Annotated in this window: 20 protein-coding genes and 2 tRNA genes; 4 read left to right on the top strand and 18 right to left on the bottom strand. The window is 44.2% G+C overall.

The features are described 5' to 3' along the window. The first annotated feature begins 9 nt into the window (after positions 1 to 9). Entirely contained in the window at positions 10 to 1,557 is a 1,548-nt protein-coding gene (locus KDM92_RS15830; RefSeq protein WP_212685402.1) for an NAD(P)H-hydrate dehydratase, read from the top strand. A 1-nt stretch (position 1,558) separates the two neighbouring features. Here KDM92_RS15830 and KDM92_RS15825 read toward each other — a convergent pair whose 3' ends face one another. From KDM92_RS15825 to KDM92_RS15785, 9 genes are all read right to left on the bottom strand, one after another. Next, positions 1,559 to 1,918 carry a MerR family transcriptional regulator gene (locus tag KDM92_RS15825; protein ID WP_212685401.1) on the bottom strand — a complete coding sequence of 120 codons (360 nt, stop codon included), beginning with the start codon at positions 1,916 to 1,918 and terminating at the stop codon, positions 1,559 to 1,561. A gap of 23 nt (positions 1,919 to 1,941) precedes the next feature. Further along, the gene (locus KDM92_RS15820) at positions 1,942 to 2,364 is read right to left on the bottom strand and encodes an integration host factor subunit alpha (RefSeq protein ID WP_189346776.1); all 423 of its coding nucleotides are present in this window, start codon (positions 2,362 to 2,364) and stop codon (positions 1,942 to 1,944) included. Between the two features lie 175 nt (positions 2,365 to 2,539). After that, positions 2,540 to 4,966 (bottom strand): phenylalanine--tRNA ligase subunit beta, encoded by a 2,427-nt coding sequence (pheT, locus tag KDM92_RS15815; protein ID WP_212685400.1) that lies wholly within the window; start codon positions 4,964 to 4,966, stop codon positions 2,540 to 2,542. A gap of 196 nt (positions 4,967 to 5,162) precedes the next feature. Then, a complete protein-coding gene (pheS, locus tag KDM92_RS15810) occupies positions 5,163 to 6,179 on the bottom strand; it encodes a phenylalanine--tRNA ligase subunit alpha (protein ID WP_212685399.1) in 1,017 nt (338 codons plus the stop codon). Between the two features lie 342 nt (positions 6,180 to 6,521). Continuing rightward, positions 6,522 to 6,881, bottom strand: a complete 360-nt coding sequence (rplT, locus tag KDM92_RS15805; RefSeq protein ID WP_189346649.1) for a 50S ribosomal protein L20 — start codon at positions 6,879 to 6,881, stop codon at positions 6,522 to 6,524. A gap of 28 nt (positions 6,882 to 6,909) precedes the next feature. Then, positions 6,910 to 7,107, bottom strand: coding sequence for a 50S ribosomal protein L35 (gene rpmI / locus KDM92_RS15800; protein ID WP_038493025.1), 198 nt, complete (start codon positions 7,105 to 7,107; stop codon positions 6,910 to 6,912). Between the two features lie 307 nt (positions 7,108 to 7,414). Beyond that, positions 7,415 to 7,951, bottom strand: coding sequence for a translation initiation factor IF-3 (gene infC, locus KDM92_RS15795; RefSeq protein WP_186915149.1), 537 nt, complete (start codon positions 7,949 to 7,951; stop codon positions 7,415 to 7,417). A gap of 44 nt (positions 7,952 to 7,995) precedes the next feature. Next, complete coding sequence (gene thrS / locus KDM92_RS15790; RefSeq protein ID WP_212685398.1) at positions 7,996 to 9,903, bottom strand: threonine--tRNA ligase; 1,908 nt, start codon at positions 9,901 to 9,903, stop codon at positions 7,996 to 7,998. A gap of 221 nt (positions 9,904 to 10,124) precedes the next feature. Then, a tRNA-Val gene (locus tag KDM92_RS15785) sits at positions 10,125 to 10,201 on the bottom strand. 203 nt (positions 10,202 to 10,404) lie between these two features. Here KDM92_RS15785 and KDM92_RS15780 point away from each other — a divergent pair. Next, positions 10,405 to 11,370 carry a cation diffusion facilitator family transporter gene (locus KDM92_RS15780; RefSeq protein WP_212685397.1) on the top strand — a complete coding sequence of 322 codons (966 nt, stop codon included), beginning with the start codon at positions 10,405 to 10,407 and terminating at the stop codon, positions 11,368 to 11,370. Positions 11,371 to 11,376: 6 nt separating this feature from the next. Here KDM92_RS15780 and KDM92_RS15775 read toward each other — a convergent pair whose 3' ends face one another. Both KDM92_RS15775 and KDM92_RS15770 read right to left on the bottom strand, forming a co-directional pair. After that, positions 11,377 to 12,156, bottom strand: coding sequence for a spermine/spermidine synthase domain-containing protein (locus tag KDM92_RS15775; RefSeq protein WP_230408382.1), 780 nt, complete (start codon positions 12,154 to 12,156; stop codon positions 11,377 to 11,379). Between the two features lie 10 nt (positions 12,157 to 12,166). After that, positions 12,167 to 12,733 (bottom strand): DNA-3-methyladenine glycosylase I, encoded by a 567-nt coding sequence (locus KDM92_RS15770; RefSeq protein ID WP_212685396.1) that lies wholly within the window; start codon positions 12,731 to 12,733, stop codon positions 12,167 to 12,169. A gap of 203 nt (positions 12,734 to 12,936) precedes the next feature. Here KDM92_RS15770 and KDM92_RS15765 point away from each other — a divergent pair, with 203 nt between their 5' ends. Further along, positions 12,937 to 14,427, top strand: a complete 1,491-nt coding sequence (locus tag KDM92_RS15765; RefSeq protein ID WP_212685395.1) for a S41 family peptidase — start codon at positions 12,937 to 12,939, stop codon at positions 14,425 to 14,427. A gap of 104 nt (positions 14,428 to 14,531) precedes the next feature. Then, on the top strand, positions 14,532 to 15,044 hold the full coding sequence (locus tag KDM92_RS15760) for a peroxiredoxin family protein (RefSeq protein ID WP_212685394.1): 513 nt from the start codon (positions 14,532 to 14,534) through the stop codon (positions 15,042 to 15,044). A gap of 191 nt (positions 15,045 to 15,235) precedes the next feature. On the opposite strand, the gene lon is transcribed toward KDM92_RS15760, so the two are convergent. From lon to KDM92_RS15725, 7 genes are all read right to left on the bottom strand, one after another. Beyond that, the gene (gene lon / locus KDM92_RS15755) at positions 15,236 to 17,644 is read right to left on the bottom strand and encodes an endopeptidase La (RefSeq protein WP_212685393.1); all 2,409 of its coding nucleotides are present in this window, start codon (positions 17,642 to 17,644) and stop codon (positions 15,236 to 15,238) included. Between the two features lie 232 nt (positions 17,645 to 17,876). Next, positions 17,877 to 19,142: an ATP-dependent Clp protease ATP-binding subunit ClpX gene (gene clpX / locus KDM92_RS15750; protein WP_189346642.1), complete on the bottom strand. Its 1,266-nt coding sequence runs from the start codon at positions 19,140 to 19,142 to the stop codon at positions 17,877 to 17,879. Positions 19,143 to 19,330: 188 nt separating this feature from the next. Continuing rightward, a complete protein-coding gene (gene clpP / locus KDM92_RS15745; RefSeq protein ID WP_329603170.1) occupies positions 19,331 to 19,957 on the bottom strand; it encodes an ATP-dependent Clp endopeptidase proteolytic subunit ClpP in 627 nt (208 codons plus the stop codon). 13 nt (positions 19,958 to 19,970) lie between these two features. After that, positions 19,971 to 21,314, bottom strand: a complete 1,344-nt coding sequence (gene tig / locus KDM92_RS15740) for a trigger factor (protein ID WP_212685392.1) — start codon at positions 21,312 to 21,314, stop codon at positions 19,971 to 19,973. Positions 21,315 to 21,341: 27 nt separating this feature from the next. Continuing rightward, positions 21,342 to 21,428, bottom strand: a tRNA-Leu gene (locus KDM92_RS15735). Between the two features lie 233 nt (positions 21,429 to 21,661). After that, a complete protein-coding gene (locus tag KDM92_RS15730) occupies positions 21,662 to 24,772 on the bottom strand; it encodes an efflux RND transporter permease subunit (protein WP_212685391.1) in 3,111 nt (1,036 codons plus the stop codon). Further along, positions 24,769 to 25,980: an efflux RND transporter periplasmic adaptor subunit gene (locus KDM92_RS15725; protein ID WP_329603169.1), complete on the bottom strand. Its 1,212-nt coding sequence runs from the start codon at positions 25,978 to 25,980 to the stop codon at positions 24,769 to 24,771. The genes KDM92_RS15730 and KDM92_RS15725 overlap by 4 nt, the downstream gene beginning before the upstream one ends. Between the last annotated feature and the right edge of the window lie 321 nt (positions 25,981 to 26,301).

Raw genomic sequence — 26,301 nt, 5'->3', positions numbered from 1 at the left:
CATAGCTCGATGCAAAATAATCAGCTGCTTGCGCGAACGCAATTCACTGAACTTTATCGACGTGAACAAATTCGTTCTATCGAATCGGAGGCAAAGCAACAACTAGCGACCGGCACCTTAATGCGCGCAGCAGGAAAAGCTGCTGCAGAGCTCGCATTGGAATTATTAGGCGCAAAAAAAGGGAAAGTACTGATACTAGCTGGAGTTGGCGATAACGGTGGCGATGCCTTAGAAACAGCACATTTACTGTGCAAAAATGAAGTCGACGTTCATATCCTTTTGTTAGGCTCCACAACAAACTACTCGGTAGAAGCGAATCAAAGCCTACAAGGTGCGCTTGCTAGCACAGCCAAATGGACCAACCTTGAAGATTGTAAAAAACACGGTATAGACGTATGGGATTTAATCATCGATGGTCTGTTTGGGATAGGATTAAATCGCCCGATTGAAGGCGATGCTGCAGAACTAATTGAATACTTAAATCGTCAAAATTCCCAACAAAAAATACCTACGCTTGCCTTAGATGTCCCCAGTGGATTGAATGCCGATACAGGCCAAATATTTGGCGACAATGCAGTTGCTTTACGTGCGAGCCATACCCTAACCTTCATCGGCAACAAGATTGGACTACATACCGCGAAAGCAAAAGACTTCGCTGGACAGATCTTTCTAAACACATTAAACCTCGATCACACTGACTATCCTCCCACTGATGCGCATCTGTTGGTAGAGTCGTCCTTCGATCAATATCTACCAAGAAGACGACAAGATAGCCACAAAGGTAGTTATGGAGAAGTTCTGATCTTAGGTGGAAATTCAGGCATGTTAGGTGCACCCATTTTGGCAGGACGGGCTGCGCTAATGTGCGGCGCAGGTAAAGTTCACCTAGGCATGATGGACGAACGATTTCCTAGCATCGACATAGTCCACCCAGAACTCATGGTCGCGAGTGCACGATCATCGGATTTGAATCGACCAGTCATGGTAATTGGCCCTGGATTAGGCACATCAGAAGAAGCAAAATACTTCGTACAAAAAGTACTCGAGGAAAGTCCAAGTCTTGTCATCGATGCGGACGCCTTAAATGTAATTGCGATCGACGAAACGCTGAAAGAACTAGTACGCCAACGCGCACAAAAACACTGGCAAACGCTCATTACCCCGCATCCCTTAGAAGCTGCGCGCTTACTACAAACAAGCGCAAACGAAATACAATCCGATCGCTACAAATCTGCACAAAAATTGGCACAGGAACTTCAAGTATGTGTTGTGCTAAAAGGCGCTGGAACTGTGATTGTTGATTCGACGCAGACTTGGATCAATAGCAGCGGCAATGCAGGCTTAGCGAGTGCGGGCACTGGCGACGTTCTCTCGGGAATTTGCGGTGCGCTGCTTGCACAAGGATTAAACGCCGCACAAGCAGCATGTCTAGCTGTCTACCTGCATGGAAAAGCAGCGGATCTTTGTGTTGAAAATGGCGTAGGACCTGTAGGATTAACTGCAAGTGAATTAATCCCAGTGGTTCGATCCAGTTTGAACGACTTATTGAGGCGTTAAATTACAGCTTTAACAAAGTCAATACGGACTGCAATTCATTGCGAATTTGCAGCAAACTAAACGGACTTTGTTCACGCACTTCTGTCACAACGTCTTCATGCGATGCTTGATTATTCAACTTATTGCGCGCACCATTGATCGTAAATCCTTGCTCATACAGCAGCTCACGAATGCGTCGAATTAATAGCACTTCATGATGCTGATAGTAGCGACGATTTCCACGACGTTTTACAGGTTTGAGCTGTGCAAACTCTTGCTCCCAATAACGCAATACATGCGGTTTTACACCACATAAATCACTCACTTCACCAATAGTGAAGTAACGCTTAGCTGGGATCGGAGGTAACACAAAATTTTCCATACAAGTATCACACATTCGAGAATTTACGCTGGATTAGTGCTATTAAATTGATGAGGCGCATGCAAATCATCGACCATGGCCTTTAATTTTTGACTTGCGTGAAACGTGACGACACGACGCGCAGTAATTGGAATTTCTTCGCCAGTTTTAGGATTACGTCCTGGACGTTGTGGCTTATCACGTAATTGAAAATTACCAAAACCCGACAACTTCACTTCAGCACCACGTTCAAGCGCATCACGAATTTCGCCAAAAAAAGTTTCAACCATATCTTTTGCTTCACGCTTATTCAAACCAACTTGTTCAAATAACAGTTCAGCTAATTCGGCCTTGGTTAAGGTGGGCAAATCTTTTTCCGCTTTTGAACGTGCCTGCGCTTCACGCACGGCACGCTTTAAATCTTCATCTAATAGAGTCTGAAGATCGGCAGAAGTCACATCGTTCATCATGATTTACCTAATTTATTTATCTATTTAAGTCACGCTGTCTCAATCAGCAATTGTTGTTCCAAACACAAAGAAGCAACAACCAAATTCACCACAAATTTTTCTATTTGCTTAAAGCGATAACGCTCCAAATTGCCAAATTCTTGGCAATCAGAGCGTTAAAAAAATGATTGAGTTAGCGAAGTCTTGCCGATACACCGATATTAGCAGCAGCTACTAGCGCATTCATCGCAAGTTCTACCGTTTCATCTTGTAAGGTATTCTGAGTATCTTGCAAGCTAAAGCGGAAAGCAAGACTTTTCTCATCATTTTCCAAACCTTTGCCACGATATTCATCAAATAAAACAAGGTCTTGCACGATTTTACAAGATTCTGCTTTATTTATTTCTGCCTTGAAAACATCGATTAATTCTTGGGCAGAAACAGATTGCTTAACAACCAATGCCAAATCACGTGTCACCGCTTGGAACTTAGAAATTTCACGATGGCAAGGCAACTCCACGGACTGCAAAGCAGTAAGCGCAACTTCGAAAACGATAGGTGCTAAAGGTAAATCATATTTTTGTTGCAGGCGCGGGTGGAGCTCACCAATTAAACCGATGATTTGGCCATCACATTCAATTTGCGCAGAACGTCCAGGATGCAACGCTGGATGATCTACTTTATTAAAGCGCAAAACCTTGGGCGCAAATAAATTCTCTAAATCGGATTTCACATCAAAGAAATCCACATTCCGAGTCATTTGTCCCCACTGCTCTGCAGCAACTGAGCCATACGCCAATGCCGCCAAACGCTTAGGCTGATCGTAGCCTGATAAACTCAAAGCACCATCAAGCACAGAATCGTCACGCAGATACACCGCAGCAATTTCAAAGATACGAACGCGATTGAGCTTGCGATTTAAGTTATAGCGCGCATTGGCGACCAAACTTGCAATCAAGCTGGTACGCATGACACTCATTTGACTTGCAATTGGATTTTGTAACTTAATAGGGTTGTCGTTTGCGCAGAAATCTCGCTCCCAAGCTTCCTCAACAAAGCTGTAATTGACGACCTCTTGATAATCCATATCAGCGATTTGACGACGCAAGGTAAATGTCGAGCGTGTGTTCTCCGGCGCAATTAACATCGCATTTGCTGCAACCGGTGGCAAGGATGGAATATTTTCAAAGCCATACACGCGTACAACTTCTTCAATCAAATCTTCTTCGATTTCTATATCAAAACGATAGGATGGTGGCGTGACCGAGAACAATCCAGGTTCTTGGGTGAACTGCAAACCAAGGCGCGTGAAAATATCAGCGATTTGCGCGTCGGTAAAATCAACACCAATCACTTTATTCGCACGTGCGGTACGCAATTTTACTGGCAAACGTTTTGGCAAATTCACGACGAGATCATCCACCGGGCCGACCTTAACGTGCTCAGTACCTCCGCAAATTTCAACAATCAAGGCAGTGATACGTTCGACGTGCTCAACGATAGATTCAAAATCCACGCCACGCTCGTAGCGATGTGCTGCGTCAGTAGAAAAATTATATTTACGCGCGCGACCTTGAATCGCTTGCGGCCACCAGAATGCAGACTCAAGATAAATATTCTCAGTTTCCAGACTAACTGCAGTTGAATCACCGCCCATAATGCCAGCCAATGATTCAATTTCTTGCTGATCAGCGATCACACCGACCCACTCATCAACCGCGACTGTGTTGCCATTTAAAAGTTTTAAGGATTCTCCCGCTTTGCCCCAACGGACATCGAGACCGCCATGTATTTTATCCATATCAAAAACGTGGCTAGGACGCCCCATTTCCAACATCACATAATTGGAAATATCGACGAGTGCGGATATTGGGCGCTGACCACTACGTTCCAAACGTTGCTTCATCCAATCTGGCGTTGGCGCTTTCGCGTTCACACCACGAATCACACGACCAACAAAACGGCCGCATAAATCCGGTGCGCTAATTTTCACAGGTAATTTTTCAGTCAAACTGACAGGCATAATATGCGCCTCTGGCAAACGCATAGGCGCACCAGTTAATGCCGACACTTCACGCGCCACACCAAGTACGGACAGACAATCCGCTTTATTTGGCGTCAATTTGATCGTGAATTTGAGATCGTTTAACTGATAATAATCACGGAAATTTTGACCAACTTGCGCATCTGCGGGCAAGTCCATCAAACCGCCACCTTCTTCGGACAATTTCAACTCTTTAGCGGAACACAACATGCCTTGCGATTCAACGCCACGCAGCTTGCCGACCTTAATCAAGAAAGGTTTACCGTCTGCACCCGGTGGCAATACTGCGCCAGCCATCGCACATGGCACTTTCATGCCAACGCGCACATTCGGTGCGCCACATACGATGTTAAGCAGCGTGCCAGTACCCACATCAACCTGACACACGTTTAAACGATCTGCATCAGGATGCTTAGCGATCTCGCGAATCTCAGCAACAACTACATTGCTAAACGGCGGAGCAACTGGCTCCACTTCCTCTACTTCCAAACCCGCCATCGTCAGCAAGTGAGACAACTCATCCGAAGTCATGTTCGGATCAACCATGGTACGTAACCAGTTTTCAGAAAATTGCATAATTCAACCGTGATGTTGATGGTGTACTTTGCAGTACGGAAAATTCAATCTAAGGTAATCTTGCCGATGGAGCGTCTAGAAATTCAATTATCGGAGTGCAGATTGAGACACAAAACTAGCAATACGTCGATATTCAATGCTGTGTGCCTTTGCAACGAAAATATGCGCCCGAGAATTGGATTTATAGATGCCCCCATTAGTTAAATTGCTTTAGGAAGCGTAGATCGCCTTCGTAGAACAAACGCAAATCACTAACGCCGTAACGTAGCATCGTCAAGCGTTCCAAACCTGAGCCAAATGCAAAACCGATATATTGCTCTGGATCGAGTCCCATGTTTTTAATTACAGAAGGATGCACTTGTCCTGAGCCAGAGATTTCCAACCAACGTCCTTTCAAAGGGCCGCTACCAAAAGCAATATCGATCTCTGCGGAGGGTTCGGTAAATGGAAAATACGATGGACGGAAACGTACTTGCAAGTCATCTGTTTCAAAGAAAGCTTTCACAAAATTCAGATACACACCTTTCAAATCGGCAAAGCTAATGTCCTCGCCTATCCACAAGCCTTCGACTTGATGGAACATAGGCGAATGTGTGGCATCGCTATCGACACGATAAGTACGACCTGGAGCAATCACTTTAATCGGCGGCTTATTCATGCGCGCATAACGCACTTGCATAGGACTAGTATGCGTGCGCAACAACAAGGGTTTGCCTGAGGTATCGTTACCCTCGACATAGAATGTATCCTGCATCGAACGTGCTGGGTGATTTTCTGGACTATTCAACGCAGTAAAGTTAGTCCAGTCATTTTCAATTTCTGGTCCATCCGCAACATCAAAACCTATCGAGCGGAAAATTTCTTCAACTCGCTGCCAAGTGCGCATCACTGGATGAATACCACCAATGCCTCGACCGCGACCTGGCAAAGTTACATCAATGGCTTCTGCATTTAAACGCGCCTCCATCTGCGCATTCGCTAATGCATCACGACGTGCCGTCAAGGCATTTTCAATTTTCTCTTTGGCGACATTAATTACCGCACCTTGAACTTTACGTTCGTCTGGAGCAAGTTTGCCCAGACCTTTCATTTGTTCAGTAATTTGACCAGATTTACCAAGGTACAAAGCCTTGGCATTTTCTAAAGCAGCTGCATCTGGTGCCGCTGCGAAATCAGCGATAGCTTGCGTTACGATTTGATCTAATGAGTTCATACGATTTTCCCACTTCATGTGGATGATAGAAAATATAGAGTCTTCGTTTCACACGATGGGGTAGCTTAGCCGCACCACTTCGCTCCTTCCCATTCAGGCGAAGGGCAATGCGGAAATGGATTCGAGTCAAGAATTATGATTCTAAATAATCGACTGCACCCCACCCCGACCTTCCTTTTAAATAAGAGGAAGCTGAATTCCAAAAGACTCACACAAAATAATTCGATAGCTATCGCCGAACCATTTTGTTTGAACCCTACAAAAACAAACGGGGCACAGGATTGAACCTCTGCCCCGCTCATGTTGTAGCTACGCAAAAACGCTGCTACAGACTATGACTAATTAAGCAGCCAAAGTCGTTTTTACTTGATTAACAATCGCAGCAAATGCTGGTTTGTCCATCACAGCCATATCGGCCAACACTTTACGGTCGAGTTCGATGTTCGCTTTTTTCAAGCCGTTCATGAACACGCTGTATGTCATACCGTGTTGACGGGATGCAGCATTGATACGAGTAATCCACAATGCGCGGAATACACGTTTTTTGTTACGACGATCACGGTACGCATATTGACCAGCGCGCATAACTGCTTGCTTAGCAATACGGAATACCTTACTACGACGACCACGATAGCCTTTGGCTAAATCGAGAACTTTCTTATGACGGGCACGAGCGGTAACCCCACGTTTTACTCTAGGCATGATAACTCCTTAAAATAGTGAGTAGAGGTTAAGCTGTTGGCATCATGCGCATGACTGATGTTACGTCAGACGCGTTGATGTTGCGGGTGCCACGCAATTGGCGTTTGTTCTTAGTGGTTTTCTTCGTCAAGATGTGACGCTTGAACGCGTGACCACTCTTAACAGTTCCACCTGGGCGTACACGAAAGCGCTTCTTTGCAGAGCTCTTTGTTTTCATTTTAGGCATAACATCTCTGTCTTTTACGACAGCTCCTTTTTATATGATGGTAGGTGGTGACAATGACGCCACTCTTGGATGCCTACTTCTCACTTAGCTTGGGCTTGAAATCGAGTTCAATGCCCTTTGTTGTGATCGCGATTTTTACGAATCACCATCACGACAAATACTTTTTTTGCGATCTAAATCACGACCACAAGGTGGGCTCAGAAATTCAATTTTAGGGATGCAGTACTAGGCGTTTCCCGCAGGATTGTATTGCGAGGACAAACAACGACGTAATGCGCCCTACAATTGGATTTTTGGGCTTACCAACTTATTTTTTCTTTTTAGGCGCCAGAATCATAACCATCTGACGTCCTTCCATCTTCGGAAACTGCTCAACTTGACCGTACGGATCCAAATCGACCTTCAAGCGTTCCAACATACGCATACCAATTTCTTGGTGAGCCATTTCACGACCACGGAAACGCAAAGTAATTTTGGTTTTATCGCCGTCTTCCAAGAACTTCACGAGATTACGCAACTTAATGTTGTAATCACCGTCATCCGTACCTGGACGGAATTTTACTTCCTTCACCAAAATAACCTTTTGCTTCAGCTTGGCTTCATGCGCCTTCTTCTGCTCTTGGTACTTGAACTTGCCGTAATCCATCAATCGGCAAACGGGTGGTTGCGCTGTTGGCGCGATTTCCACCAAATCCACTTCAGCCTCTTCAGCTAAGCGAAAGGCTTCCCCCAGTTTTACGATGCCCAACGGCTCGTTATCAACGCCTGACAAGCGCACTTCTGGCGCAGTAATTTCACCGTTGATACGATGTGACTTTTCGGTAGCTATTGCAGTTTCCTTCAAAAAATTAAATCAACAAGCGATGCATTTCTGCGGGCAAAAGCTGGTTAAGCCTTGGTTTCCAAGTCGTTTTTAAGGCGATCCAAGAAAGCTTCCTGAGTCATTACACCCAGATCCAGATTACCGCGCGTACGCACAGCCACTGTATTTGCATCCCGTTCTTTATCACCGACTACGATGATATAAGGCAACTTTTGCATGGAATGTTCGCGTATTTTATAGGTAATCTTCTCATTACGCAAATCTGTATGCACCCTAAACCCTTGTTTTTTCAGGTTTTCAGCCACAGATTTCGCATAATCAACCTGAGATTCCGAGATATTTAATACCGCAACTTGAACTGGAGCCAACCAAGTTGGTAAAGCGCCCGCATGATTTTCAATCAAAATACCAATAAATCTTTCCATTGAACCAACAATTGCACGATGCAACATCACAGGCACTTTCCGTGAATTGTCATCAGAGACGTATTCTGCCCCCAGTCGTCCAGGCATAGAAAAGTCAACTTGCATCGTACCAACCTGCCATGGACGCCCCAAACTATCCTTCAAATGATATTCAATCTTAGGGCCGTAGAATGCGCCCTCACCTGGCAACTCTTCCCATGTCATTCCGCAGTTACGCAATGCCGCACGCAAAGTATCTTCTGCTTTATCCCAAATTTCATCTGAACCTATACGATTATCTGGGCGCAGAGCAATCTTGATTTGAATATTTTCGAAACCAAAATCATCATACACTTTCATCGCTTGCGGATGGAAAGCCATGACCTCATCTTGAATTTGATCTTCGGTACAGAAAATATGGCCATCATCTTGCGTAAAGCCGCGCACACGCATAATGCCGTGCAATGCACCTGAAGGCTCGTTGCGATGACATTGGCCGAACTCACCGTAGCGCAATGGCAATTCGCGATAGCTGCGCATATTTGAATTAAAGATCTGCACATGACCTGGGCAGTTCATTGGCTTCAATGCGTAATTACGATTTTCAGACTCGGTACTGAACATATTTTCGCGATAGTTCTCCCAGTGGCCGGTTTTTTCCCACAGTGTACGGTCCAAAATTTGTGGCGCTTTAACTTCTTGGTAGCCACAATCTTGGTAAACTTTACGCATGTATTGCTCGACTTGCTGCCACACAGTCCAACCTTTTGGATGCCAGAAGATCAAGCCTGGAGCTTCGTCTTGGAAGTGAAACAGATCTAAAGCTTTACCCAATTTACGATGGTCACGCTTCTCTGCCTCTTCCAGCATATGCAGGTATTGCTCTTGATCTTCCTTCTTCGCGAATGCTGTGCCATACACACGTTGCAGCATCTCATTCTTAGAATCACCACGCCAGTACGCACCAGCCAACTTCATCAACTTGAATACTTTCAATTTCCCTGTTGAAGGCACGTGAGGACCGCGACACAAATCGGTAAAATTACCTTCTGAATAGAGTGAAACGTCTTGATCTACTGGAATAGATTCAATAATTTCGGCTTTATAGTTTTCACCGATAGACTTGAAGTAAGCGACGGCCTCATCACGCGGCACAACTTTACGCACAACTTGCTCGTCTTTTTTCGCCAGCTCGGCCATTTTCTTTTCGATGGAGACTAAGTCATCTGGTGTAAATGGACGCTTGTAAGAGAAGTCATAGTAAAAACCATTCTCAATCACAGGACCAATCGTCACCTGCGCTTCTGGAAACAACTCCTTGACTGCATACGCCAACAAATGCGCAGTGGAGTGACGAATAACTTCCAAGCCATCCGCATCTTTGTCTGTGACAATCGCCAAATCAGCATCTGCTTCGATCAAGTGCGATGTATCGACCAACTTACCGTTGACTTTGCCAGCCAAGGCAGCTTTTGCCAAGCCCGTGCCGATACTGGCGGCGACTTGCGCCACTGTGACAGCGGACTCAAATTGTCGTTGCGAACCATCGGGCAAGCGAATTGAAATCATATTCATCTCCATACGGGCCTAAGCCAAAGAAAAAACAAAAAATTAAAAAAACAAAACCAATAGACGAAAAAAAACGCGGACTAGCCGCGTTTTCATATCGTACTTAAAGACGAAAAAACACCTCGACTAGCGTCGCTCACAAAGGAATGTGATCGTAGTTCGCGGTGTCATAACCATGATGCCTTTCTCGCTCTTACAAAGTACTACTATTTCTAAAATTCTGGTGGGCGGTGAGGAATTCGAATCCCCGACCCCTTGGATGTCGACCAAGTATTCTAACCAGCTGAACTAACCGCCCGAAGAGGTAAGACTATAGCAAACAACCTCTAAATCGTAAAGTGCTTTTTCTCGATTTCAAAAAAGCCTGATGTAATTCATTTTACAAAAATACCGTAGCATGACTGAGTTCCTGCCAATCAGAGCAAAACCAATCGAAGATACATGCGCTGAAAAACGCCAATGCCTTACAATACTAAATCAAATCTATAGAAATAACTCACCATGCCACACGATGCACACACGCCCAACAAAGTAGGCACCCACGACACCAAAAGCGCACATTTACATGCACACCGTCATGGCGATGCGGAACATCAACATTACTTTGCAGATCGCAGCCAATCGATTTTGGCGTGGGCATTAGGTCTAACATTATTTTTCGCAGGCGTCGAAGTTGTCTTTGGTTTCTTATCAAATTCTCTTGCCTTGATTTCAGATGCTGGCCATATGGTCACCGATTCCGCTGCGCTTGGACTCGCTCTGCTGGCACAATTAATTGCGAAACGACCACCAACAGCCAAACACACATTTGGATTTGGACGATCCGAAGCCTTGGCCGCGTTCGTCAACGGATTGGTGATGTTGGGCGTGGTTGCTTGGATTAGTATTGAAGCAATTCAACGCCTCCAATCACCAGAGGTAGTACAAGGCAAAGTCGTCATGATTGTTGCCGCGATTGGCCTAGCAATTAACATCGTCGTAGCATGGGTTCTATCTCACGACAAAGATAGTATGAACACACGTGCAGCATTAATTCATGTGATGGGAGATTTATTGGGGTCCGCAGCAGCGATCGTATCGGGCGCAATTATTTACTTTACTGCTTGGATGCCAATTGATCCGATACTTTCGATCTTCGTTTCGCTACTCATCTTGAAGTCAACCGTAGGTGTTCTGGAAGAATCATTTCACTTCTTGATGAAAGGCGTTCCTCATCACATTGATTACGTACAAATTGGCACCGATCTAGAAACAACGCCTGGCGTCGCTTCAGTACACGACTTGCATGTTTGGGATATGTCTCCAGGCCAACCCGCATTAATTGGCCATTTAGAGATCGATGACTTGAGTGCATGGCCAAGAATTTTAGAAAGCATAAAAAAAATGCTACTTGAAAAACATGGTATCGATCACATCACTTTGCAGCCAGAGGTGTTGCGTGACGAAGAATTTGAGGCAAATACCTAAAACTAATTAATCCTCGCCTGCCAGCATCCACTCCTTCAATCCGTTCACCCAGATTGGTGCTTGCAATTTGTAGTTCACGCGTAAAATTGCCGCGCGCTGATAAAGCGTCTCAAAGTCGATCACTGGCGCTGTCTTAAACGCGATCGCCACCACATTAGCATCATGTACTTCGGGAAGCCAAACCACCACGTCGAAACATTGCTGCATGGCGTGAATGTTCTTTTCGCGCTGTACATCATCCGCGAACAAATTCACTGTCATCATTCCTTCCGCAGTAAGACATGCTGCACATGCTTCATAAAACTCAGGGCTACTCAACACCGGACCATTCGCTTCAGCATCATACAAATCGACTTGAATGACATCAACTGTGCCGTGACGTTTTACATTTCTCACAAAATCGAATGCATCCATCTCAAGCACGTTTAACCGCGCATCATCAGCATGTAACTTGAACTGTTCCCGACACATTTGAATCACATTCGGATTGAGCTCTACTGCGGTGATCTTTGCATCAAGAAAATTGCGATAGCAAAACTTAGTTAACGATGCAGCTCCCAATCCCAATTGCACAATATGCTTAGGCAGCATATTGAATAGCATCCACACATTCATCTGCTGTACATATTCAAGCTCAATTTGATCTGGCACTGCAAGACGCATTGAGCCCTGAATTGGCGCACAACTCGTATCATTGTTGACATCACTAGCAAGATGCAAAGAACGAACACCTCTAAATTCAGAGATAAAAACCTCGGGATACTTATCTACACTTTTACTATTCAATTTTTTCTCTTTATGACTCGTTTAAAGATGAATGACGCCAAGCGCAATCGCGCGCATGATCATTTACCATGCCGATCGCTTGCATGTAGGCGTAAATAATCGTCGATCCAACAAACTTGAATCCACGTTTTTTTAAGTCTTTCGAAATTTGATCCGACAGCGGCGTCGTGATAATCCGCTCACCACAATTAATAATTGGCTCACCGTTAACGTAGGCCCATAAATAGGCATCCAAGCTTCCGCATTCAGAACACAACTGCATATATGCTTTCGCGTTTGAGACGACCGCTTGAATTTTCAATCGATTACGAATGATGCCCGCATTTTGCATCAGGCTCTCTACTTTTGACGCATCATATCTCGCAATTTTTTTTGCATCCCAAGAATCAAAAGCCAAACGATAATTTTCACGTTTATTGAGAACTGTTTCCCAACTTAGGCCAGCCTGAGCGCCTTCCAAATTAAGCATCTCAAACAATGTGAGCTCATCATGACAAGGGATGCCCCACTCATGATCGTGATATTGTAAATATAGTGGATTTGCAATATTTGCCCATCCACAGCGCGGTTTACTCATAGCCCTGGCCTCGTCAATTTTCTAAGCATGCATGCGCTCAAACTTTCAATTTACTTAAATTTAGTTCTACGTATTATTATTTTTGTTTTTTAGATACGTTCACAATCAACACCAAACAACTTCGATTATACTTCCCAAAGCAGTTACATAAGAACAATGCGCATACAACTCATAGATTTGACGAAGAATACAAAGGCCTAATAATGTCAAAACCAAGCTCCATCCAATTATCCAAACTCTTTGGAGTTCTATTAATCACAGGCTTAAGCGCATGCGGTGGTGGTAGTGGTGTCGGCGGGGGAAGCGATACGCTGAGCCTCTGCAATAACGGGGCAGGTGCCTGCTCAGTTACGGGTAACAATAACTCGAATAACAACTCAGGAAGTACTGGCAACAACAACAGCAATAACAATGGAACTAGCACCGAAATCGGCCTGCCTAGCACCTATGCGAATATTTGCACGCCTAGCGTCGAAAAGACTTGGGTTCGAGCACATTTGAATGATGTGTACCTCTGGTATAAACAGATAGTGGAAGTACCAGTAGCCAACTACAGCACACCACAGTCGTACTTTGATGCACTACTTGTCAAGCCAAATGATCGCTTCAGTTTTACCGCAGATAAAGATGAAATTGATGGCTACTTTGAAGCGGGTGAAGATGTCAGTTTTGGCTACAAATTAGTGAATCAAAATAATAAGTTACGCGTCACTTTTGTACAGCCAAACTCGCCGGCCGACTTACAACAAATAAAGCGTGGTGCTCAAATCGTTGGCTTGAATGGGGTACCGATTGAACAAGTCAGTTACAATAATCAAATTGCCGCCCTGTACCCAACGAGTTCACAGACTGTCACGAAATTCGAGATCCGTGATAATGGGGCTAGCAGCACTCGACTAGTCGAAATGAAAGCGACCAAGGTCACGACCAAGCCAGTTCTTCAAAACAAAATTATCACCACACCAGATAACAAACGCCTTGGTTACATCGTTTTCACCGACCACATCGCGACCGCCTCAGATCCTCTTGTTGAAAGCATGCGCGAATTCAAACAACAAGGTATTGACGACTTGGTTTTAGATTTAAGATATAACGGCGGCGGCTATATTTACATTGCAAATGAAGTCGCTTCTATGATAGCGGGTAGTAAAGCACAAGGACGAGTCTTTGAACAACTTCAATACAATGACAAGCATCCCGACTGGACAGCCGAAAGTAAATTTTTCTTCACGAACAAAGCTCGTTCCGGACAAGATTTGCCACAATTAAACTTATCGAGAGTCTTTGTATTAACTAGTTCTCGAACCTGCTCCGCCAGCGAATCCATCATTAATGGTTTAGCTCCTTTCGTACAAGTTATTACGATTGGCGGTACCACTTGCGGCAAACCATATGGCTTCAGCCAAAAAGATAATTGCGGCACTGCATACTTTGCGATTGAATTTAGTGGCATCAATGATGCCGGAACTGGAGGCTACGTCAACGGTTTTGCCGCAACCTGCCCTGCTTCTGATGACCTAGAAAACGAACTTGGCTCTTTAAATGAAAGACTGCTTGCAAATGCAGCAAGCTACAGTAAATCGGGCGTTTGTGGTCCAAGCGGCTACGCCCCAGCACCAGCATTCAGCATCAGCAGTGGTCGGATACTTGATATAGAACCACACCCATTACGAAACAATCGCATTCGTAAGTAGGCAAACAGTTAAAGGCTCTCAGATGAGAGCCTTTTTTACTTATCAATGTAAGTTTCTCGCATGCTGACACGACAAAAAGAAGGTTCAACTTTGTCGATCAAATCATGCGTAAATTAACAATAATCGTATCAATATTTTGTCTTTCTATCGTATTCAGCTCAAATACGATTGCGCAACAACTACATACTCCCGTTCAATTCGAGTTAATAGGCTCTAGCTACAGTGGTAAAAAAATCGATTTGGGAGAGCTAAAAGGAAAAACAATCTTAATTAGCTTCTATAGCGCAGGCTGTGCGGTTTGTGCTCGCGATCTCAAACTCATGCGTGAATTTTACAGAGATAACAATCACAAAAACTTTGTTCTGATTGGCGTTAATCTCGACAAAACCAAACCCGAATTTGATTTATATACACAAATAGTGTCCGCAAGCATCCCGAAAAACCAACAATTTCCTCTGATGTGGCGTGGAAATGCAGAGAGCATAAAAGGCTTCGGCACGCTTAACACCGATCCTACCCACTTTCTAATTCAAGCCGATGGCAATTTAAGCCTGAAACGCGAAGGCACACTCAAAGCAGAAGACTGGGACAATTTGTGGGAGTCACTAAATTTCTAAGTGATCTTGACTGGCGTGCTACACAAGCAAAACTATAGCGAATAGAAATAGCTGCTTTCACTTAAGGCAATGATGGCTTAAGCCTTTTCAATTTCCAAAATAGAAAAGCCAAATCTTGAAAATCAAAATTTGGCTTTTCGAAAAGTTAGCACAAAAAATCTATATCAAGTGTTATAAAAGACAGTGTCAAATTAATGCTTAATGGCTGATGTATCAGTGCCAGCATCATTTTTTGCAACTGCCGGAACCGCCAATTCTTCCTCAGTCAATGCAACCGGCTGACGTTCTAACGCGATTTCCAAAACTTTATCAATCCAACGCACTGGGATAATTTCCAATTTGTTTTTGACGTTATCTGGTATTTCTGTCAGATCTTTTGCATTTTCTTCTGGAATCAACACGGTTTTAATTCCACCACGATGTGCAGCTAAAAGTTTCTCCTTCAAACCACCGATTGGCAGAACCTCGCCACGAAGCGTAATCTCACCCGTCATAGCAACATCAGCACGCACTGGTATTCCGGTAAAAATAGAAACCATTGCAGTCGTCATCGCGATACCTGCTGATGGACCATCTTTCGGTGTCGCTCCCTCAGGCACATGAATATGCACATCTGTTTTCTCAAACAGATCGGCTTTGATACCCAAACGAGCTGCACGGCTACGCACGACGGTGCGAGCAGCTTCGATAGATTCCTTCATCACATCACCAAGCGTACCGGTGCGAATGGTCGCACCTTTACCCGGCATGGAGACAGCTTCAATCGTCAACAAATCACCACCTACTTCTGTCCAAGCCAGTCCAACCACTTGACCAATTTGATTCTCTTTAGTCGCCACACCAAAATCGTATCGACGCACACCCAAAAACTTATCCAAATTTTTCGAGGTAATCGTGGCCTTCTTCTCGCTCTTCTTCAACAGTAGCATCTTCACTACCTTACGGCAGATCTTTGAAACTTCGCGCTCTAAAGAGCGAACACCGGCCTCGCGGGTGTAATAACGAATGATGTCGCGAATCGCAGACTCCGATACCGAAATCTCATCCTCTTTCAAGCCGTTATTCTTGATTTGCTTAGGCAGCAAATAGCGTTGAGCGATGCTTGCTTTTTCATCTTCTGTGTAGCCTGAAAGACGAATCACTTCCATTCTATCCAACAAAGGAGCAGGAATATTATAGGAGTTGGATGTCGCAACAAACATCACATCGGAGAGATCAAAATCAACTTCAATATAGTGATCTGAGAATGTGTGATTTTGTTCTGGATCTAACACCTCTAACAACGCAGAAGAAGGATCGCCACGGAAATCGGCGCCCATCTTATCAACTTCATCTAACAAAAATAGAGGATTCCGTACACCTACTTTGGATAAACTTTGCAAAATCTTTCCTGGCATTGAGCCGATGTAAGTACGACGGTGACCGCGAATCTCCGCTTCATCACGTACGCCACCCAAAGCCATGCGCACAAACTTGCGATTGGTTGCGCGCGCAATCGATTGACCTAATGAAGTCTTACCTACACCTGGAGGACCAACCAAGCAAAGAATCGGCGCCTTCAATTTATCAACGCGCTGTTGAACCGCGAGATATTCCAAGATGCGCTCTTTCACCTTATCCAAACCATAGTGATCATCACTCAACACTTTTTCAGCATTGGTCAAATCATTATTCACTTTGGATTTTTTCTTCCAAGGCAAATTGACGATGGTATCGATGTAGTTTCGAACAACCGTCGCTTCTGCGGACATAGGCGACATCATTTTGAGTTTCTTCAACTCATTCATTGCTTTGTCGCGCGCTTCTTTCGGCATTTTTGCAGCGGTGATTTTCTTTTCGAGCTCGTCGATATCTGCGCCTTCTTCGCCCTCGCCTAACTCTTTCTGAATCGCTTTGACTTGCTCATTCAAATAATACTCACGCTGCGACTTTTCCATCTGGCGCTTTACACGACCACGAATACGCTTTTCTACTTGAAGAATATCTAACTCACCTTCAAGCTGACCAAGCAAATGCTCAAGACGTTTGGCGACACTAACAATCTCTAAAATGACCTGCTTTTGCTCTAACTTTAATGGCAAGTGGGCAGCAATAGTGTCTGCCAAACGCCCAGCATCATCGATACCTGACAGAGATGCCAAAATCTCTGGCGGAATCTTCTTATTTAATTTCACATATTGATCAAACTGCTGCACGATGGCACGACGCATCGCTTCAACTTCAGCATCCTCTGCATCCTCGGCAGCAATCGGTGTGAGATCTGCAACGAAGTGGGACTCGGAATCAGTGATCTGATGAATGCGTGCACGTTGCGCCCCTTCAACTAACACCTTGACGGTGCCATCAGGCAGCTTCAACATTTGTAAAATATTCGCAATACAGCCAATTTCGTATATATCTTCGGCTGATGGCTCATCTTTTGCTGCAGCCTTTTGCGCAGCCAGCATGATGCACTTGCCCTGCTCCATCGCCGCTTCTAAAGCCTTGATTGATTTGGGACGACCTACAAATAATGGGATCACCATGTGAGGAAATACCACGACATCGCGCAGTGGCAACAATGGTAATTCTGTACGTTCAGTAATAGTGGAAGTTGTCATGGCGCACCTTTTTAAAAAAACTTTCATTCAATAGATTGGCGCACTAGGCTAAATCTCAAGCCCGTCATCCTAAAAAACAATAAAAAAAGCCACACAGAGAGAACTCCGGGTAGCTTTTCGGTTGAAGCCAAAATTTTCTATTGTTTGGATAAATTGTACCGCTTAATTACGCGATTCACAGAGAAAGTCCTAAGAATCGCGCAATGTTTTGATATTTTTGTGCTGACGCAACTTAAGCACCAGCGACTTTGGGTTGCTCGTTGTAAATCAATAAAGGCTTTGCGCCATTATTGATAGTATTTTCATCAATCACCACTTTAGATACATTTTTCTCGCTAGGTAGCTCAAACATAATGTCTAGCAATGCATGCTCCAGAATCGAACGCAGACCGCGCGCCCCAGTTTTACGTGCAATAGCCTTCTTCGCAATTGCTTGTAATGCTGACGGACGAATCTCCAACTCACAACCTTCCATTTCAAGCAATTTTGCATATTGCTTAATCAAGGCATTTTTCGGTTCAACCAAAATCTGAATCAATGCCGCTTCATCCAGCTCCATCAAGGTCGCAATTACAGGCAAACGTCCAACCAATTCTGGAATAATGCCGAATTTAATTAAATCTTGTGGCTCTGCATCCAAAATTACTTCGCTAGCACTTTTCTGGCTCTCGCTCTTAACACTTGCGCCGAATCCAATGCCACCTTTTTCAGAGCGATCAGAAATAATTTTCGCCAAACCATCAAACGCACCACCACAAATAAACATGATATTGGTCGTGTCGATTTGAATGAAGTCTTGATTCGGGTGCTTACGTCCGCCTTGTGGAGGGACAGATGCCATCGTACCTTCGATCAATTTAAGCAAGGCTTGTTGCACACCTTCGCCAGAAACGTCACGAGTAATCGATGGATTTTCTGCTTTACGCGAGATTTTATCGATCTCATCGATATACACGATGCCTTTTTGTGCACGCTCGACTTCATAATTACAGTTTTGCAGTAACTTCTGGATGATATTCTCAACGTCTTCGCCAACGTACCCAGCTTCAGTCAATGTAGTCGCATCAGCGATTACAAAGGGAACATTCAACATACGCGCCAATGTTTGCGCTAACAGAGTTTTACCGGAACCTGTTGGTCCAACTAATAAAATATTACTTTTAGCTAGTTCAACATCATCCTTCTTACCCAAATGCTTGAGGCGCTTGTAATGGTTGTAAACGGCGACCGCCAAAATCCGCTTGGCCTTTTCTTGACCAATCACATACTGATCAAGTAATTCCGTAATTTCTACCGGCGTAGGCAAATCGCTTTTTGATGAAGAGATAGGCTCAAGCGCACTCATTTCATCACGAATAATATCGTTACACAAATCGATACATTCATCACAAATAAAGACAGATGGCCCCGCGATTAGTTTTTTTACTTCATGCTGACTCTTTCCGCAAAATGAGCAATAAAGTAATTTTTCGCTGGAAGTACTTTTTTTATCTGACATAATACTTTTTAATAATTTTTCCGAAGTAATCTATGAACGCTATATTACTGCAAAAAAATGCTAGCTCGCAGTAATACCCTACACAAATCCAATGTTTTTATTTCGCAGATATCTGCCAATGATCAAAAATAAAAACGCCCGCACCAAAAGGTTGCGGGCGTTTTCTTTTAAACCCTAGATGCAGCTTTTTAAGCGCGATGTGTCAATACTTGATCAATCAAACCATATTCAGCAGCAGCATCGGCTGACATGAAATTGTCTCGATCCGTATCTTTTCCGATTTGCTCAATTGTTTGACCAGTTTTTTCAGCCAAAATGCCATTCAAACGCTCACGCAAATACAAAATTTCACGCGCCTGAATCTCGATATCCGATGCCTGACCTTGCGCGCCACCAAGCGGTTGATGAATCATGATGCGAGAATTGGGCAAAGAGAAACGTTTACCTTTCGCACCAGCCGCCAACAAGAAGGCACCCATAGAAGCAGCCAATCCAGTACATAACGTCGAAACATCTGGCTTAATAAACTGCATTGTGTCGAAGATTGCCATGCCGGCTGATACAGAACCACCTGGGGAGTTGATATAAAGCGAAATATCCTTATCTGGATTTTCACTTTCTAAAAACAGTAGCTGGGCAACGATCAAATTCGCTGCCTGATCATTTACAGGACCAACCAGAAAAATCACTCGCTCTTTGAGCAAGCGGGAGTAAATATCGTATGCACGTTCTCCACGCCCACTTTGCTCAACGACCATCGGCACCATGCCAAGCATATTTGTTTCTAAACCAGAGTTATGAATGATGCCTGTCATGAATTATCCTATCTTATTTTGCTGCGTTATTACCCATCAGTTCGTCGAACGGCAAAACTGATTCGTTCACTTTTGCTTTACCCAACACATAGTTAACGACGTTTTCTTCTAATACAAGAGCTTCAACTTCAGCTAAACGATTACGATCACTATAGTAGTACTTCACAACTTGCTGAGGATCTTCGTAACTTTGCGCAAAATCTTCTACTTGTGCTTTGATTTGATCAGCAGTCGCTTGCAATTGATTCGCTTTAACCAATTCAGCCAAAATCAAACCTAAACGAACACGACGTTCAGCTTGTGCTGTAAATAATTCAGTTGGGAATGGTACGCCTTGTACATTCATACCGCGTTGTGCCATATCTTGACGCGTCATTTCAGCCAAACGTTCTGCATCCTGATCGATCAATGCTTTTGGCGCATCAAATTCAACTGCCTTTACTAAGGCATCCATAACGCTGTCTTTAGTTTTTGCTTTTACGCGACCTTTAACTTCGCGTTCTAAGTTTTCTTTAATATCGTTGCGCATCTTAGCTAAATCGCCATCTTCTACGCCCAACATTTTCGCAAACTCTGCATCAACTTCTGGCAAATGCGCCCACTCTAACTTAGTCAAAGTGACAGTGAACTCTGCAGTTTTACCAGCTACATCTTTGCTGTGATAATCTTCAGGGAAAGACAATGGAAAAACTTTGGTTTCTCCAACTTTCAGACCCAAAGTTGCTGTTTCAAATTCTGGCAACATACGGCCTTCGCCTAACACAAACGCGAAACCCTCTGCCTTGCCGCCTGCGAATTCAACGCCGTCCAAAGTGCCAGTAAAATCTACGGTTGCACGATCACCAGATTGTGCAGATTGATCAGCACCACCATCACCGTGAGGGCCTTGTTCACCCTTAACATGGAAATGAACACGTTGCTTGCGCAAAATATCAATCGTCTTCTCGATTTCAACGTCTGTAACATCAGTCTTAACCTGTGTTACTTCAACGCCAGACAAATCACCAACAACAACTTCCGGATACACTTCAAAAGTTGCATCGAAAGTCAAATAATTATCTGAATAACTTTTCTTCGGCTCAATACGTGGAAAGCCCGCAACGCGCAAGTTGTTTTCTTTTACTGCTTCAGCAAAAGCCAAGCCAACTTTATCATTAAGAACTTCGTTCTCAACTTGATAACCATATTGCGCGGCAACCATTTTCATCGGTACTTTACCTGGACGGAAGCCAGGCGCTTTTGCTGTACGAGCACGTACTTTCAAACGCTTTTCAATTTCCGGTTGCATTTCTGCGATTGGGAAAGTAATCGTAATACGGCGTTCTAATTTTTCTAAAGTTTCGACTGCAGTTGCCATGAAAATCGTCCAAATATAAAAAATCTGTGGTGCGAGAAGGGGGACTCGAACCCCCACACCATTGCTGGCGTCAGGACCTAAACCTGGTGCGTCTACCAATTTCGCCATCCTCGCGGGATGAAAACACCTCCGGTAGAAAGACCGGCACAAAAGCAAAGGGCGACTTCGATTGCATTGTCGCCCATAACTTGTGCTGTGGCATTTCAACTTCAACCAACTATTCTACTAGATTTTACGCACACTTGTCTCGATTTTTTTCTACTCAAATTGAAACTGCGTCATTTTTATTCTGCCTTTCGTCTTTTTTTAATCAAAAACGAAAGGCCGAAATAAATTGCATGATCCCACTACGCCGATTTAGCCGGCTCTTTAATTCTAAACCACGCCGCATAAAGCGCTGGCAAAAAGAGCAAAGTCAGAGCAGTAGCGATAATCAAACCGCCCATAATCGCAACTGCCATCGGCCCCCAAAATACGGAGCGAGACAATGGAATCATCGCAAGTACAGCCGCAGCAGCTGTCAGAATGATAGGACGGAATCGACGCACAGCCGCCTCGACAATTGCATCCCAAGCTGGAACACCCGCCGCTCGATCTTGTTCAATTTGGTCAATCAGAATCACTGAATTTCGAATGATCATACCGAACAATGCAATCACTCCAAGCTGAGCAACGAAGCCAAACGGTCTTTGCAAAATCAACAAAGCCATCGCAGCACCTGCTACGCCTAGTGGTCCAGTCAAGAACACTAAAACAGAGCGAGAAAAACTATGCAACTGCAACATCAATAACGTGAAAATAATAAAAATCACCAATGGCACGTTGGCCGCAATTGATTCTTGAGCTTTACCACTGTCAGCAGCAGCACCCGCCAATTCAATTTTATAGCCTGGTAATAAGGTCGCACGTATCGCATCCAACTTAGGATTAATTTGACTAGACACTGTTGGCCCCTGAATACCATCAACCACATCCGACTGCACAGTAACCGCCCATTCACGCCCTTCACGCCAAACAACACCCGGCTCCCAGGCCAAAGAGATTTTCGCCACTTGTGACAATGGAACAGTCTTTCCACTGGCAGTAGGAATATTGGCGTTACTCAAGGCTTGCACCGTCGAACGCTCATCGACTGGTTGACGAACCACGATATCGATCAATTTATTCGACTCTCTAAATTGGCCGACAGTGGTACCAGTCAAAATTGTATTCGCGGCACGCATCACGTTTTGTGACGTTACGCCCAAGGCGCGCAGCTTATCTTGATCCATGTCGATACGAACTGTCTTCACAGACTCGTTCCAGTTATCGTTCACACCGATGGCATTTGGATTGGCATTCATCACCGCCTTGACACGATCAGCAACCTCACGCACTTTTGCGACATCTAAGCCAGTGACGCGGAACTGAACTGGATATGGTACTGGCGGACCGTTTGGCAATAACTTAACTCGACCGCGTACCTCAGGAAAATCTTCTTTAAATGCCTGATTGATTTTCAAACGTAAAGCTTCACGCGACTTCAAATCTTTTGGCAACACCACAATCTGCGTCACATTCGTCTGCGGGAAAATCTGATCTAAAGGCAAGTAGAAACGAGGACTCCCCGTACCGACGTAGCTAGTAATACTCTCCACACCCGCTTGCTTCTGAATGAATGCCTCAAATTTCTTCGCCTGTGCTTCAGTCGCTGCAAAAGACGAGCCCTCAGGCAACCATAACTCAACCATTAATTCTGGGCGACTTGAATCTGGAAAGAACTGCTGTTCAATAAATTTAAAACCAAAAACACCCAAACCAAATACCGCTAAAGTAATAGCAATCGTTGTTTTACGCCATGTGACACACCAATTCACCAATACTCTAAAACGCGAATAAAACGGCGTATCAAATAATTCATGATTACCATCAGCGCCCACATGTGGCTTAACGCGCAACAGTAAATAACCAAGATAAGGTGTAAATAAAACCGCTGCCAACCATGATATCAACAGCGCCAACGCATTCACTGAGAACATCGAGAAGGTATATTCACCCGCAGCAGACTCAGCCAATCCAATTGGTAAAAATCCAGCCGCCGTGATCAAGGTTCCAGTCAACATCGGCATCGCTGTCGAGCTATAGGCGAAAGTTGCCGCATCAAATCGCGAGAAGCCCTCTTCCATTTTACGCACCATCATTTCAACCGCAATAATCGCATCGTCTACTAGCAGGCCAAGCGCAATAATCAACGCACCAAGTGAAATTTTATGCAAGTCAATATTGAAGATACGCATAAATAAGAAGGTAACCGCCAACACCAATGGAATCGTCAAGCCTACAACCAATCCAGGCCACACATCCAGTCGCCAAGGCTTCGTGTGTAAACCGAGTGATAAAAAACTCACCGCCAATACAATCACGACCGCTTCAATCAAGGTATTAACAAATTCCCCGACCGATGACGCCACTATTTTCGGTTGATCAGAAACACGATCCAACTGAATCCCAACCGGCAATTGCGATTTAATCGACGTAACTTCCCTCTCTAAGTTTTTACCTAGCTCGATGATGTTTCCGCCCTTTTCCATCGATATGCCAAGACCAATTACCTCTTTACCATTGAAACGCATTTTATCGACTGGTGGATTCTTATATTCGCGTTTCACGACCGCAAAATCACCCAATCTAAAAGTCGTTCCATTTGCTCGCAAACGCAAATTTTCTAAATCTTTCACCGTTAACAACGCACCAGAAATGCGAACTTGCAAATTGCTGGAAGAAGTCGTTAACACGCCAGTTGGATCTATCGTATTTTGCGAATTGATTTGCGAGACGATCGTTTCGAACGGCACACCTAATTGAGAAAATTTCTTTTGTGAAAATTCGATATTGATTTTCTCTTCTTGCACACCAAACATTTCGACTTTTGCGACCTTTGGAATACGCAAGAATTGCTGCCTTACGAAGTCTGCGTATTCACGCATTTCTTCGTAATTAAACCCATCCGCTGAAATCGCAAAAATCGAGCCGTAGGTATCGCCAAATTCATCATTGAAAAACGGCCCAATTACGCCCGCAGGCAGCGTGCCTTTGATGTCGCCAATTTTCTTACGTACTTGATACCAAGTTTGCGAGGTTTCTTTTGGCGGCGTTGATTCTCGCAATTGCAAGATAATCAGGGTCTCGCCTGGTTTTGAATAGCTACGAATCTTGTCAACGTAAGGCGCTTCTTGTAGTTTTTTCTCAAGCTTATCAGTCACTTGCTCAGCCATCTGCAAAGCAGTTGCCCCTGGCCAAACCGCACGTACCACCATCGCTCTAAATGTAAATGGAGGATCTTCATCCTGACCTAATTTTGCAAAACTAAAAATCCCTCCCAATAGCAATGCAACCATCAAATACCGCGTTAACGGAATATGTTCCAGTGCCCAACGCGAAAGATTGAATCCAGATTTATCGTGATTATCCTGACTCATTTAGATACTCCTACAGCAGAAGCAGACGCTGAAGCAGGTGCAGCACTTGCAGCCGCGGGTGTCGGTGCGGATTCCACGCCGAGAATATGCACTTTTTGACCCACTTTCAACAAATTAACACCCGCAGTCACCACAGTCTGGCCAGCTTGAATTCCACTAGAAATCAACACATCTTCACCACTGGTTGAACCAATTTGAACTGGTACTAACTTCACTGCCCCAGACTCAACAATCCAAACTGAACTCACATTTTTTTCTTGGAATAATGCTGTCAACGGCAGACGTACCATTTGCACCTCACTTTTCATGCCAAATAGGACATTGGCAGTCATTCCTAACTGAACATCTTTTGCATTATTAGGTAAGGCGATTTTCGCAACAAAGGTGCGCGTCACAGGATCTGCAATCGGTGATAATTCGCGCAATTTCGCGGCATAAACCTCGCCACTATTGGCCCACAATTTAACCTTGATTTCGTTCAATTGACGGATCGAATTGATCTTATCTTCTGGGACACCAACCACGACATCCATGTCACCTGCTTTCGCTACACGCACAACGGGTGTACCAGCGGCAACTACCTGCCCCACTTCAGCCTCAATTCCTGTTACAACACCATCAATATCAGCAACCAAGCTCGCATATCCGGCTTGATTTGATTGATTCGATAAGGCAGCCTTTGCTTGTTCATAGCTAGCTTGCGCTGCTTTGTATGCAGTTTCTTTGGCATCCAAAACTGCTTGTGCAACAAAATTCTTTTCACGTAACTCTTGGTAACGCTTCAATTCTGCCTTCGCCAAATCGCGATTGCTTTCTGCTGCACTTAATCCTGCTCGTGCCTGTGCTTGACCCAACAATAAATCTTGCGGATCAAGCTGCATCAACACTTGACCACGTTTCACTACAGTGCCCAATTCAACCTTACGGGCAACAATTTTTCCCGGCACACGAAAGCCAAGACGCGACTCAATTTTTGCCCGTACTTCACCAGACAATTCGACCGCTGACTCGGTTCCTTGAAGCTGGGCTTGGATCGCGCGTACTGGACGAATATCCTCCATCTTTTCCACCTTTTTCGAGCAAGCGGTCAGCGACAATATTGTCGCCAAACCCAGCAAACTCATTACTAGGGATAATTTCTTTCGAATCATTGGAGTCGAATTAGGAAGCGCAGAAAGCTGGTGACGATGAGATGGTGAATTAAACACGAGAATTATTCCTTTACGATTTCATCAATGATGCGATAGTCAATGACGCTTGCGGATGACTGAAGGCTACAGCAAATAGGTTCTAAATACATAGATAAAGTCATTAATCGAAGACTATTTAAAAACAATCCAGATTACACTAATTGAATTGAAAACTTACGCCAATGGATAACACACTATTTGATATTCACAAGCGAAGAGAATCAGAAATAAAGTCTAAACAAGTCTAGATTCCTGAAACACTAGCCTTTTTTAAAATTTTAAAAATAAACACAATTACTGACTTATGAGTTATTAATTATAATCACGAATCTTTTTCTT

The organism is Affinundibacterium baiyunense (assembly GCF_018139645.1).
In the GTDB taxonomy this organism is placed as follows: Bacteria; Pseudomonadota; Gammaproteobacteria; order Burkholderiales; family Burkholderiaceae_D; genus Undibacterium; species Undibacterium baiyunense.
This window is presented reverse-complemented; position numbering and strand designations above follow the sequence as displayed.